This is a genomic window from Mycobacterium sp. E2989 (assembly GCF_001667595.1).
In the GTDB taxonomy this organism is placed as follows: domain Bacteria; phylum Actinomycetota; class Actinomycetes; order Mycobacteriales; family Mycobacteriaceae; genus Mycobacterium.
In genome coordinates, this window is record NZ_LZJX01000132.1 from 25,897 (window position 1) to 37,102 (window position 11,206).

At 68.0% G+C, this 11,206-nt stretch carries 13 protein-coding genes; 4 read left to right on the forward strand and 9 right to left on the reverse strand.

Going from position 1 to position 11,206, the window contains the following annotated elements; translation table 11 throughout:
* Positions 1–4 precede the first annotated feature (4 nt).
* Complete coding sequence (locus A5680_RS23970; RefSeq protein WP_055405205.1) at positions 5–313, reverse strand: hypothetical protein; 309 nt, start codon at positions 311–313, stop codon at positions 5–7.
* A 1-nt stretch (position 314) separates the two neighbouring features.
* Positions 315–971 (reverse strand): DJ-1/PfpI family protein, encoded by a 657-nt coding sequence (locus A5680_RS23975; RefSeq protein ID WP_067823978.1) that lies wholly within the window; start codon positions 969–971, stop codon positions 315–317.
* 75 nt (positions 972–1,046) lie between these two features.
* Here A5680_RS23975 and A5680_RS23980 point away from each other — a divergent pair, with 75 nt between their 5' ends.
* On the forward strand, positions 1,047–1,991 hold the full coding sequence (locus A5680_RS23980) for a GlxA family transcriptional regulator (RefSeq protein ID WP_067824066.1): 945 nt from the start codon (positions 1,047–1,049) through the stop codon (positions 1,989–1,991).
* 16 nt (positions 1,992–2,007) lie between these two features.
* Here A5680_RS23980 and A5680_RS23985 read toward each other — a convergent pair whose 3' ends face one another.
* From A5680_RS23985 to fabG, 6 genes are all read right to left on the reverse strand, one after another.
* A complete protein-coding gene (locus tag A5680_RS23985) occupies positions 2,008–2,370 on the reverse strand; it encodes a hypothetical protein (RefSeq protein WP_055405207.1) in 363 nt (120 codons plus the stop codon).
* A 67-nt stretch (positions 2,371–2,437) separates the two neighbouring features.
* Positions 2,438–3,115, reverse strand: a complete 678-nt coding sequence (locus A5680_RS23990) for a GntR family transcriptional regulator (protein WP_067823981.1) — start codon at positions 3,113–3,115, stop codon at positions 2,438–2,440.
* A gap of 2 nt (positions 3,116–3,117) precedes the next feature.
* On the reverse strand, positions 3,118–4,311 hold the full coding sequence (locus A5680_RS23995) for an acyl-CoA dehydrogenase family protein (RefSeq protein ID WP_067823984.1): 1,194 nt from the start codon (positions 4,309–4,311) through the stop codon (positions 3,118–3,120).
* Positions 4,312–4,336: 25 nt separating this feature from the next.
* Positions 4,337–5,530 (reverse strand): CoA transferase, encoded by a 1,194-nt coding sequence (locus A5680_RS24000; protein WP_067823987.1) that lies wholly within the window; start codon positions 5,528–5,530, stop codon positions 4,337–4,339.
* Positions 5,527–6,747, reverse strand: coding sequence for an acetyl-CoA C-acetyltransferase (locus tag A5680_RS24005; RefSeq protein WP_067823990.1), 1,221 nt, complete (start codon positions 6,745–6,747; stop codon positions 5,527–5,529). The genes A5680_RS24000 and A5680_RS24005 overlap by 4 nt, the downstream gene beginning before the upstream one ends.
* The gene (gene fabG, locus A5680_RS24010; protein WP_067824069.1) at positions 6,744–7,493 is read right to left on the reverse strand and encodes a 3-oxoacyl-ACP reductase FabG; all 750 of its coding nucleotides are present in this window, start codon (positions 7,491–7,493) and stop codon (positions 6,744–6,746) included. Before fabG ends, A5680_RS24005 begins: the two co-directional genes overlap by 4 nt.
* A 113-nt stretch (positions 7,494–7,606) precedes the next feature.
* Here fabG and A5680_RS24015 point away from each other — a divergent pair, with 113 nt between their 5' ends.
* The 3 genes from A5680_RS24015 to A5680_RS24025 are packed head-to-tail and all read left to right on the forward strand — an operon-like array spanning position 7,607 to position 10,079.
* Positions 7,607–8,779 carry an acyl-CoA dehydrogenase family protein gene (locus A5680_RS24015; protein ID WP_067823993.1) on the forward strand — a complete coding sequence of 391 codons (1,173 nt, stop codon included), beginning with the start codon at positions 7,607–7,609 and terminating at the stop codon, positions 8,777–8,779.
* A gap of 9 nt (positions 8,780–8,788) precedes the next feature.
* A complete protein-coding gene (locus A5680_RS24020) occupies positions 8,789–9,610 on the forward strand; it encodes a mycofactocin-coupled SDR family oxidoreductase (protein WP_055405189.1) in 822 nt (273 codons plus the stop codon).
* A 43-nt stretch (positions 9,611–9,653) separates the two neighbouring features.
* Positions 9,654–10,079, forward strand: coding sequence for a pyridoxamine 5'-phosphate oxidase family protein (locus A5680_RS24025; RefSeq protein ID WP_067823996.1), 426 nt, complete (start codon positions 9,654–9,656; stop codon positions 10,077–10,079).
* Positions 10,080–10,084: 5 nt separating this feature from the next.
* Here the strand turns inward: A5680_RS24025 and A5680_RS24030 are convergent, their stop codons facing one another.
* Positions 10,085–11,161 (reverse strand): phosphotransferase family protein, encoded by a 1,077-nt coding sequence (locus A5680_RS24030; protein WP_067824072.1) that lies wholly within the window; start codon positions 11,159–11,161, stop codon positions 10,085–10,087.
* Between the last annotated feature and the right edge of the window lie 45 nt (positions 11,162–11,206).

Consider the following 11,206-nt stretch of genomic DNA (forward strand, 5'->3'; position numbering starts at 1 on the left):
ACCGTCAGTGCCGGACGCCGGAGACCGGCGACCGCGGAAGCCGACCGGCGCGCGAATGTCCACTCATGGACTCCCCGTCGACCACGACGTCGAAGTCCAGATTGAGCCGCATGGGCTTGGTCACCGATTGCCGCCAGGTCAGCCGGGTACCTCCCGCGACCGCACTGGACATCAAGTCCCGCAACGGAACTGATTCGTTCTTGTAGGTAGCCGTACCCACCAGCCCGTCACCCAGTTCGGTGAACACGTACCGCACCGCGAGCGTGCCGATCGGCGTCTTGATCGTCACGTCCCACTCACCCTCGATGCCCAACCTATGCCTCCATCGGTTCTCGTCCCGCCGGACGCCAGACGGTGCCCCGACGCTCGTACTCGAACAGCTTCTCGACGGCGTGCGCGACCCGTGGCCCGTACCACCGATCCAGCAGGTACAGCGCCAGATCGAGCCCCGAGGTCACCCCGCCGGCGGTGACCACGTCCCCGTCGTCAACCACCCGGGCGGCCACCGCATGCACGCCGGCCGCCTCTAACAGCTCCAGCCCCAAGTGATGGGTCACCGCGTGGCGCCCCTCGATCAGGCCCGACATGGCCATCACCACCGATCCGCCACAAACCCCGGCCACCGTGATCTCCGGATTGTCAAAGGCCTTCCGCAACAACGGGGTCAGCTCCGTCTGCGCCGCCCGGGCCAACAGCACCGGGATGGTCTCGACGCCATCGTCCGGGTCGCCGGCTATCGGACCGCTGGCGCCCGGAACCATCACGCAGCCGGGCACGGACGGATCGAGCGCGGCACTGGCGCTGAGCGCCAAACCACGTGTGCCACTGGTGACGCTGCGCGGCCCCTCCGCCGACACCAACGTCACCGTCAGGTCGCCGCCCACGCAGTCGCTGCCCGCCGCCAGCACTTCGAACGGGGCGATCACGTCGAGCGGGTCAAATCCGTCGTACAACACGACTTGCGCATGCATCCCGTCATGGTCACCGCCTTGCGCCGGCCGCACCAGTGGCTGGATTGCCACTATGCACCGGTATATTGCCAAGCCATGCATTCCGTCGCGATTCTGGCCGAGCCGGACGTCATCGCGTTCGACCTCGCCATTGCGATCGAGGTTTTCGGGCGGGTCGCCCTCGCGACCGGTGCGCCCGGCTATCGCGTGCGCGTGTGCGGCTGCGAGCCCGTCGTGCCGGCCGGACCGATCCGGGTCGCCACCGATCACGGCCTGGAAGGACTCGACGGTGCGGACACCATCGTGGTGCCCGGACGCAACGACGTCACGGTGGGTGTGCGCGAGGACGTCGTGGCGGCGCTGAAGTCGGCGCACCGCAAGGGAGTCCGCATCGCCTCCATCTGCAGCGGCACCTTCACCGTCGCCGCGGCGGGCATCCTGGACGGCAAACGCGCGACCACCCACTGGGCCGCCGCCGACTCGTTCTCGGCCCGCTATCCCAACGTCCGGCTCGATGCCGCCGCGTTGTACGTGGACGAGGGCCAGGTACTCACCTCGGCCGGGGCTTCCGCGGGTCTCGACTTGTGCCTCTACATGGTCGCGCGCGATTACGGCTCCGCGGTGGCCGCCGACGCCGCCCGGTTAGCGGTCACGCCCCTGCACCGCACCGGTGATCAAGCCCAATTCGTCATCCGCAATCGCGGAAAGTCGCTCACCGAACTCGATGGCTTGCTGGTCTGGCTGGAAAGCAACGCGCACCTCCCGTTGACCCTCGGTGAAATCGCCCGTCAGGCCGCCACCAGCGAACGAACCCTGAATCGGCGGTTCAAGAGCGAGACGGGCCAAACACCGATGCAGTGGCTGAACGGCATTCGGATCCGGCACGCGGAGGAGTTGCTGGAGACGAGCTCCGCCGGTGTCGAAACCATCTCGCGGCTGGTCGGATTCGCGTCGGCCACGAATTTTCGCGAGCAGTTCCGCCGACTGGTTGGAGTGGCGCCGCAGGGCTACCGCAACGCTTTTCGCGACCAGCAGCCCTGACCGGCGCCGACCAGCCCTAGGGCACCCGGGTCCACGGCTGGCAGTTCTGGGACTCGAAGGCCTTGACCGAGGTGTTGATGTTCGCGTACATCGGACCGATCGACGTATTCGTCTGCAGCACATGGTCCTTGTTCGCGTCGGGCGTGCTGTAGGTGAACCAGGAGCACATCGAACCCTGGGTCGGCACGTCGTTGATCCAAACACCGAAGGCCGACCCGGAACCGCCGGTGTGGTAGAGGCCCGGCGCGATGTCCGGGCCCACGATGAAGACACCGTTGCCGGGGATGGGGTCGAGCGGGTCGGCCAGCGCCGGCGGTGCCAGGGCGACGGCCGTCACCACCGAAACGAACAGGGCCGATGCGGTAACCGTTCGGGGCACTTTTCCTCGCTTTATGTTGTTGCCCCCTGTCACGCAGCCTATGCCGAGGCGCGCGGGGTAACAACCATCAGCCACCGTCGACGACCACGCCTCGCGCGGTGAGGTGATCGATCAACGGCACGGCGCCCGCGGCGAGATGCTGCGACATGGCCGCGCGCGCGAGCCCCCCGTCGCGCTTCTTCAGCGCCGACAGGATGCGACGGTGATCCCGCATCGACTGCTCCGGCCAGCCCTCGATGGCCGGGAACACCGATTCCGGTGCGTAGCGGGTGATTTGCAGCATCAGCTGGGCGAGTTTCGGCGAATCCGCGGCAACGTTGATGGCGCGGTGGAATTGGTGGTTCAGGCGCACCGTCCGCTCCTCGTCGTCACCCGCGTACGCGTCTTCGAGCTCCGCCTGGATCTGCTTGAGCTCGCGCAGTTGGTCGTCGGTGATGTTGATCGCGGCCCGCGCCGCGAGTTCGCCACCGACATGGGCCTGCACGTTGGCGACATCGGTGACGTCGCGGCCGGTCACCGGCAACACCATGAAACCCCGCCGGGGTTGCTGGGCGATCAGACCTTCCGCGCGCAGGGCGAACAGCGCTTCCCGCACCGGCGTGACGCTGATTCCCAACTCGGCGGCCAACTGGTCCAGCCGGACGTAGGACCCCGCGAGGTAGGTGCCGTCGAAGATCCGACGGCGGATGAGGCGCGCGACGTCGTCGGAAAGTTGCGGTCGCGCGGCGAAATCCGGAACGCTCATCGCTACACCTGGTACTCGGCAAGGAGGCGCTTGCTGATGATCGACTTCTGGATTTCGCTGGTTCCCTCGCCGATCAGCAGGAACGGCGCGTCGCGCATCAGCCGCTCGATCTCGTATTCCTTGGAATAGCCGTAGCCGCCGTGGATTCGGAAGCTCTGCTGCGTGACCTCGGTGCAATACTCGCTGCACAGATACTTGGCCATCCCGGCGGCGACGTCGTTGCGCTCCCCCGAGTCCTTCAGCCGCGCCGCGTTCACCATCATCAGGTGTGCGGCTTCGACTTTGGTGGCCATCTCGGCGAGCTGGAAGGCGATGGCCTGGTGCTCGGCGATGGGCTTGCCGAAGGTGTGCCGTTGTTGCGCATAGCGGACCGCGAGCTCGAAGGCGCGGATGCCGACACCGCACGCCCGCGCCGACACGTTGACCCGGCCGACCTCGATGCCGTCCATCATCTGGAAGAAGCCCTGCCCCGGGGTGCCACCCAAAACGTCGTCGGCGCTGGCCCGGTAGCCGTCGAAGATCAGTTCGGTGGTGTCGATGCCCTTGTAGCCCAGCTTGTCGATCTTGCCGGGGATGACCAAGCCCGGCGCGACTTCACCGAATCCCGTTGGCTTCTCGACCAGGAAGGCGGTCAGATTTCGGTGCGGCTTGTCGGCACCCTCGTCGGTGCGCACCAGCACCGCGATGAGCGTGGAGCTTCCGCCGTTGGTCAGCCACATCTTCTGGCCGTTGATGGTGTAGTCGCCGTCCGGGCCGCGTACCGCCCGGGTCCGAATCGCGGCGACGTCGGACCCGAGTTCCGGCTCCGACATCGAAAAAGCGCCCCGCGCTTCGCCGGTCGCCATCCGCGGCAGGAACCGCTGCTGCTGCGCTTCGGTGCCGTGTTGGCGCAACATGTAAGCCACGATGAAGTGGGTGTTGAGCACGCCGGACACGCTCATCCAGCCACGCGCGAGCTCTTCCACACACAGCGCATAGGTGAGCAGCGACTCCCCCAGCCCGCCGTACTCCTGCGGAATCATCAGGCCGAACAGGCCCATGTCGCGCATCCGGTCGACGATGTCCTGCGGGTAGGTGTCGCCGCGTTCGAGCTCCGCGGCGTTGGGGATCACCTCCTTCTCGACGAATTGCCGTACTGTAGCGACGATTTCGGTCTGGAATTCGGTCAGCCCGAGGGTCTGAGCGAGCTTGGTCATGCGCTGTCTTTCGGTCCGGGCTTGCTCAGCAAGCGATGGTCTTCGCCTTCGCCAGGCGTTCGATGTCGGCGGTGGTCAATCCCAACCGGCGCTCGAGAACCTCGGCCGTGTCCTGCCCCAACGCGGGCGCGGGCGCGCCGGCGGGATGCACGCCGTCGAACGCGACCGGCAGCCCGGGGGCCAGGTACTCACCCAGGCCTTCCTGCCGCAGTGGGGAAAACAGCGGGTTGTCGGTCACCTTCGGGCCCGCCGCGACCTCGGCGAAGGTGCGGTACCGCTCGAACAACACCGTTGTGCCCGAGAGCGCGGCGGTGACCTCGTCGGCCGAGTGGTCGGCGAACCAGGTGGCGAACAACCCGGACAGCACGTCGCGGTATCGGTAGCGGTCGCCCTCCGAACCGAAGTCGACACCCAGCGCATCGGCGAGCGCCGTCACCGCGACGCCGGTGCCGGTCACGTCGACCAGGTCGCGAAAGTGCCTGCGGGTCAAGGTGACAACCATGAACCGGGCGCCGTCACGGGCGACGAAGTCCTGCCCGTACTGGCCATAGATGGCGTTGCCCAGGCGCTCGCGCTGCGTGCCGGTGATCTGCGGCTCGGTCAACAGCCCCAGGTTTCCGGCGGTGGCCAGCGCGACGTCCTCGAGGGCCAGGCTGATCCGCGCACCGGCACCGGATTCGTCTCGGCGGCGGACCGCGGTGACGACGGCCAGGGCGGCGTACAGGCCGCAGCACACGTCCCAGGCCGGCAACACGTGGTTGATCGGGCCGGCGTGCCCGGCGGGGCCGGTGACGAGCGGGAATCCGATCCCGGCGTTGACCGTGTAATCCACCCCGGTGGAACCGTCGCCACGCCCGAGCAGCTGCACGTGGATGACGTCGGAACGCTTGTCGGCCAACGCCTCGTGGCTGAGCCAGGACAGGCCGGCGGCGTTGGTCACCACCACGCCGTCGCCCTCGACGATGAGCCGCGCGACCAGTTCCTGCCCGTCGGGAGAGCGCAAATCGATGGTGGCCGAACGCTTGCCCTTGTTCAGCCCGGTCCAGTAGATCGAGGTGCCGTCGGCCGCCAGCGGCCACCGCTGCACGTCGGAGGCGCCGCCGATCGGATCGATCCGGATCACCTCCGCACCAAGCTGACTCAGCGTCATGCCACACAGCGGGGCGGCGACGAAGCTGGACACCTCGACGACGGTGAGTCCGCCCAGGGGACCGGTCACGTCACCCGCTCGAACACCGCTGCCAGGCCCTGGCCGCCGCCGATGCACATGGTCTCCAGCCCGTAGCGCGCCTCGCGGCGGTTGAGCTCGCGCGCCAGTGAGGCCAGCATCCGCCCACCCGTCGCGCCGACGGGATGGCCCAACGAGATGCCGGATCCGTGCACGTTCGTCCGCTCGTGGTCGGCCGCGCCGAAATTCCACTCCCGCATCACCGCAAGCGCTTGAGCGGCAAAGGCTTCGTTGAGTTCGATCAGGTCGATGTCGGACAGCCGCAGGCCGGCCTTGCGCAGCGCCGCCTCGGTCGCCGGTACGGGCCCGATGCCCATGACGTGGGGCGCCACTCCAGCCAGCCCCCATGACACCAGGCGGACCAGCGGGGTCAGACCGTATTCGGCGGCCTTCTCGGGTGTGGTCACCACGCACATCGACGCCGCGTCGTTTTGGCCGCTGGCGTTGCCGGCGGTGACGGTGGCTTCCGAATCCTGGTTGAGCAGAACGGGTTTGAGCTTGCCCAGCGACTCGACCGAGGTGTCGGCGCGCGGATGTTCGTCGGTGTCGATCAGTTCTTCACCGTGGCGCGTGCGGACGGTGACCGGGATGATCTCCTCGGCGAGAACCCCGTCCTTCTGCGCGGCCACGGCCCGCTGGTGTGACCGCACGGCGAGTTCGTCCTGTTCCAACCGCGGAATGCCGTACTGGCGGCGCAGATTCTCCGCCGTCTCCAGCATGCCGCCGGGGACCGGGTGGTGACGGCCGCCGGCGGTGGTGCGTCCGCGGGCCAGCCCGTCGTGCACCTGGACCCCGCTTCGCGCGCCGCCCCAACGCATGTCGGTGGAATAGAACGCGACATTGCTCATGCTCTCGCAGCCGCCGGCGACCACCAGATCCTGATCGCCGCTGCCCACCTGCAGGCACGCCTGGATCACCGCCTGCAGGCCCGACCCGCAACGCCGGTCGACTTGCATGCCGGGCACCGTCACCGGCAGGCCGGCGTCCAGCGCCACGACGCGCCCGATCGCCGGGGCATCGCTGTTGGGATAGCAGTGGCCGAGGATCACGTCCTGCACCGCGTCGGGCGCCAGCCCGGTCCGCTCGAGCAACCCCTTCAGGGCGGTGACGCCCAGGTCGACGGCCGTCAGCGAGGAGAACATGCCGCCGTAGCGGCCGATCGGCGTGCGGACCGGTTCACAGATAACGGCTTCGCGTAGCGCGCTCATAGGTGTCGGCCGCCGGTGATCTCCATGACGGTGCCGGTCATGTAGGACGACAGGTCGGACGCCAGGAACAGCGCCACGCTGGCGACTTCGCTGGGCTCACCGGCCCGGCCCATCGGCACCTCGGCGACCTTCGAATCCCAAATACGTTGCGGCATAGCCTCGGTCATCGCCGAGCGGATCAAGCCGGGGGCGATCGCGTTCACCCGGACGCCCAAGTAGGCCAGCTCCTTGGCGGCCGCCTTGGTCATGCCGACGATGCCGGCCTTGGCAGCCGAGTAGTTGGTCTGCCCGACCATGCCGACCTTGCCCGACACCGACGACATGTTGATGATCGCGCCCCGCTTGTTTTCCCGCATGACCGCGGCCGCCAATCGGGTGCCGTTCCAGGTTCCCTTCAAATGCACGGCGATGACCTGATCGAACTGCTCCTCGGTCATCTTGCGCATCGTCGCGTCCCGGGTGATGCCCGCGTTGTTGACCATGATGTCCAGCCCGCCGAAACGCTCGACCGCGGTTTGGATCAGTTTTTCGACGTCGGATGCCTGCGTGACATCGCATTGGACCGCGACGGCGACGTCATCACCGCCGAGCTGTTTGGCCACCGCTTGCGTCGCTTCGAGATTGACGTCGCCGAGCACAACCCGCGCGCCCTCGGCGACGAAGCACTCCGCGATGGCCAGCCCCAGCCCTTGCGCTCCGCCCGTGATTACCGCCGTCTGACCTGCCAACAACCCCACCTGGGTCACACATCCTTCACTGTCGTAGCCGCCGCCGGACACCCTCAGGGCAAATATCATATTTGATATAGGATCCTGCTCTGAACCGGGGTCTCCCCGACCAGGAGAGGAGCGTGCAGCCAATGGCAGCCACCGAATCCGCGGAAGTCAGCGACGAAGATTTTCGCGAGATCCTTGCCCAGACACGGCAATTCGTCCGCAGCGCCGTCGTTCCCCGCGAGCAGGAGATCCTCGACTCCGATCGCGTGCCGGACGACCTCCGCGACGAGGCGAAGAAGATGGGGCTGTTCGGCTACGCGATTCCCCAGGAGTGGGGCGGCCTGGGCCTCAACCTGATGCAGGACGTCGAGCTGGCGATGGAGCTGGGCTACACCTCGCTGGCGCTGCGGTCGATGTTCGGCACCAACAACGGCATCGCCGGACAGGTGCTGGTCGGCTTCGGCACCGACGAACAGAAATCCCGCTGGCTGGAGGCGATCGCGACCGGCGACGTCGTCGCCTCGTTCGCGCTGACCGAGCCCGGCGCCGGCTCCAACCCGGCCGGCCTGCGCACCAAAGCCGTTCGTGACGGGGATGATTGGGTGATCTCCGGGCAGAAGCGCTTCATCACCAACGCGCCCGTCGCCGACCTGTTCGTGGTGTTCGCGCGCACCCGACCTGCCGACGACCAGGGACCCGGGATCGCCGTGTTCCTGGTGCCCGCGCACGCCGACGGCGTCGAAGTCGGCGCCAAGGACGCCAAGATGGGTCAGGAGGGCGCGTGGACCGCCGACGTCAGCTTCGACGACGTCCGGGTCGATGACGGCGCGCTGGTCGGTGGTAGCGAGGACATCGGGTATCGAGCGGCGATGACGTCGCTGGCGCGCGGACGGGTGCACATCGCCGCCCTCGCCGTCGGCGCCGCCCAGCGGGCGCTCGACGAATCGGTCGGCTACGCGGCCACCGCGACGCAGGGTGGGACGCCGATCGGAAGCTTCCAGTTGGTCCAGGCGATGCTCGCCGACCAGCAGACCGGCGTGCTGGCCGGCCGGGCGCTGGTGCGCGACGCCGCGCGGCAGTGGGTTACCGGCGAGGACCGCCGGGTCGCGCCGTCCGCGGCCAAGCTGTTCTGCACCGAAATGGCCGGCAACGTGGCGGACCTCGCGGTGCAGATCCACGGCGGCAGCGGTTACATGCACGGGGTCCCGGTCGAGCGCATCTACCGCGACGTGCGGCTGCTACGACTGTATGAGGGCACCAGCGAGATTCAACGCCTGATCATCGGGTCCAACCTCGTCAAAGCGGCGCAGCGATAAGGAGCAACTATGGGCGGCAAGCTCGCAGGCCGAGTGGCATTCATCACCGGGGCGGCCCGCGGTCAGGGCCGGGCGCACGCGGTTCGGCTGGCGCGGGAGGGCGCCGACATCATCGCCGTCGACATCGCCGGCAAGCTTCCGTCCTGTGTCCCGTACGACCCGGCGAGCCCCGACGACCTGGCCGAGACCGTTCGGCTGGTTAAGGAAACGGGCCGCCGGATCGTCGCCTCGGTCGTGGACACCCGCGACTTCGAGGCGCTTCGCCAGGCCGTCGACGACGGCGTCGCCGCGTTCGGGCGGCTGGACATCATCGTCGCCAATGCCGGCGTCGCCGCCCCGCAGGCCTGGAACGACATCACGCCGCAGGACTTCCGCGACGTGATGGACATCAACGTGACCGGCACGTGGAACACCGTGATGGCCGGCGCGGACAAGATCATCGAAGGGGGCCGCGGCGGCTCGATCATCCTGATCAGTTCCGCGGCCGGGATGAAGATGCAGCCGTTCATGGTGCACTACACCGCCAGCAAGCACGCCGTCACCGGGATGGCGCGCGCCTTCGCCGCCGAGCTGGGCAAGCATTCGATCCGGGTCAACAGCGTTCATCCCGGGCCGGTGAACACGCCGATGGGCACGGGCGACATGGTCGCGGCGGTGGGCAAGGCCATGGAGACCAACCCGCAGCTGTCCAGCGTGCTCACGCCGTTCCTGCCCGACTGGGTCGCCGAGCCGGAGGAGATCGCCGACACGGTCTGCTGGCTGGCCAGCGACGAGTCCCGCAAGATCACCGCCGCGCGGATCCCGGTCGATCAGGGCTCCACGCAGTACTGACCGGCGTGGGAATAGATTCCCGCGAGCGGCGATTGCAGGCCACATGAAAGCCTTCACCGAGAGCGAACGTCAGGAGTTTCTGGCCGGCAAGCACGTCGCCGTGTTGTCCGTCGCGGCCGACGGCCGGCCCCCGGCCAGCGTCCCGATCTGGTACGACTACACGCCGGGTGGGGACATCCGGATCATGACCGGGGCGTCGAGTCGCAAGACGCGGCTCATCGAGCGGGCCGGGGCGGTGACGCTGGTCGTCCAGCGCGAAGAGCCGCCGTATCAGTACGTGGTGGTCGAGGGCTCGATCGTCGAGACCACCGATCCGGCTCCCCACGACGTGCAGGAGGCGATCGCCATCCGCTTCCTCGGCGAGGAGGGCGGGCGGGCGTTCATCCGCAGCATGGAGGGGGTGGAAGAGGTGATGTACACCATCCGCCCCGACCGCTGGCTGAGCGCGGACTTCACCGGCGACCTGTAGAGGTCTCAGCCGATCAGGTCCAGCGTTCCGAGCTCACGGATCGCTTGGCAGCCGCGGGTGAGCATGGTCAGCACCATGTCGTCACCACGGTCGGTCGCGGCGGCGAACGCGAACCCCAGCGCCGAGATCAGGGGTGCCTGCAACACCCCGAGACGGTAATCGCGCCAACACGTTTCGCGGTCGTAGCCGGCGACCCCCGACGTCGTCAAGGCGCGATGATAGTCGGTGACCAGACCCCACTCGATGCTCGCGCGCAGCGCCGAATCGAGGCTGGTGGCGGTGAAGTAGGCGAGATCCCTGGCCGGCAGACCCACCCCGAGCGTCTGCCAGTCGACCACGCTGACCCGGGTTCGGTCCGGATCGAACAGCAGGTTGTCCAGGCGGTAGTCACCGTGCAGCAGCGCGAACCGGTCATACTCGGTCATCAGCCACGGGGTGACCAATCCCATTGCCGCGCTGAAGGTATCGCGATCCTCGGCGCTCATCCGATCGCCCAGTTTGTCGAGGGTGATGTCGGCGCTCATCTTCGCCACCTCGCCCATGCCGGCGGCGCCCGCCTCGTCGGGCCGGCCGAACGCGATGCCCGGGAAGTCGAGCCAGAACGGATCGCACCAACTGGGCGCGTGCAAGCCGGCCAGCGCGGTGACCGCCAGCCGCGCTTCGCGCTGCCCGCAACCGGCGAGCTGGTCGCCCTGCACGGCGGGCGCTTGATCGGCGAGGAGCAAGGCGAAATCCATTGCGTCCTCGGAGATCTCCGAATAGTAGCACCGCGGCGTCGGCACCCGCACCCGGCCGGCCACGGACGAGTAGAACGCGCACTCGCTGCGATATCCGATGACCACCCGATCGCGGACGGTGTCGTCCTGGGCGGGCAATTTGATGACGAAGGTCTGGGGCAGGTCACCGGGGCTCCCGGCGTAGCGGGCGGTCACCCGGTAGGTCGCGCCCGTCTGCCCGGTGCCGATCGCGACCACGTCGACGTCGGCAACCTCGACGGGTGCGCCGCCCCCACTGAGCGCGTTCGACAACCACTCCGGTGTCACGTCGCCCGGATACCGCGGAATCGACACCACAGCACTCATGAACAGCACGCCTCCTGTCACCGGGCCGCCTTGCCCGACTGACAA

Excerpts from the sequence above, each read along its gene's own strand:
- A5680_RS23975 (WP_067823978.1), bottom strand. The coding sequence starts at position 971 with ATGCATGCGCAAGTCGTGTTGTACGACGGATTTGACCCGCTCGACGTG.
- A5680_RS23980 (WP_067824066.1), top strand. The coding sequence starts at position 1,047 with ATGCATTCCGTCGCGATTCTGGCCGAGCCGGACGTCATCGCGTTCGAC.
- A5680_RS23990 (WP_067823981.1), bottom strand. The coding sequence starts at position 3,115 with ATGAGCGTTCCGGATTTCGCCGCGCGACCGCAACTTTCCGACGACGTC.
- A5680_RS23995 (WP_067823984.1), bottom strand. The coding sequence starts at position 4,311 with ATGACCAAGCTCGCTCAGACCCTCGGGCTGACCGAATTCCAGACCGAA.
- A5680_RS24005 (WP_067823990.1), bottom strand. The coding sequence starts at position 6,747 with ATGAGCGCGCTACGCGAAGCCGTTATCTGTGAACCGGTCCGCACGCCG.
- A5680_RS24015 (WP_067823993.1), top strand. The coding sequence starts at position 7,607 with ATGGCAGCCACCGAATCCGCGGAAGTCAGCGACGAAGATTTTCGCGAG.
- A5680_RS24020 (WP_055405189.1), top strand. The coding sequence starts at position 8,789 with ATGGGCGGCAAGCTCGCAGGCCGAGTGGCATTCATCACCGGGGCGGCC.
- A5680_RS24025 (WP_067823996.1), top strand. The coding sequence starts at position 9,654 with ATGAAAGCCTTCACCGAGAGCGAACGTCAGGAGTTTCTGGCCGGCAAG.
- A5680_RS24030 (WP_067824072.1), bottom strand. The coding sequence starts at position 11,161 with ATGAGTGCTGTGGTGTCGATTCCGCGGTATCCGGGCGACGTGACACCG.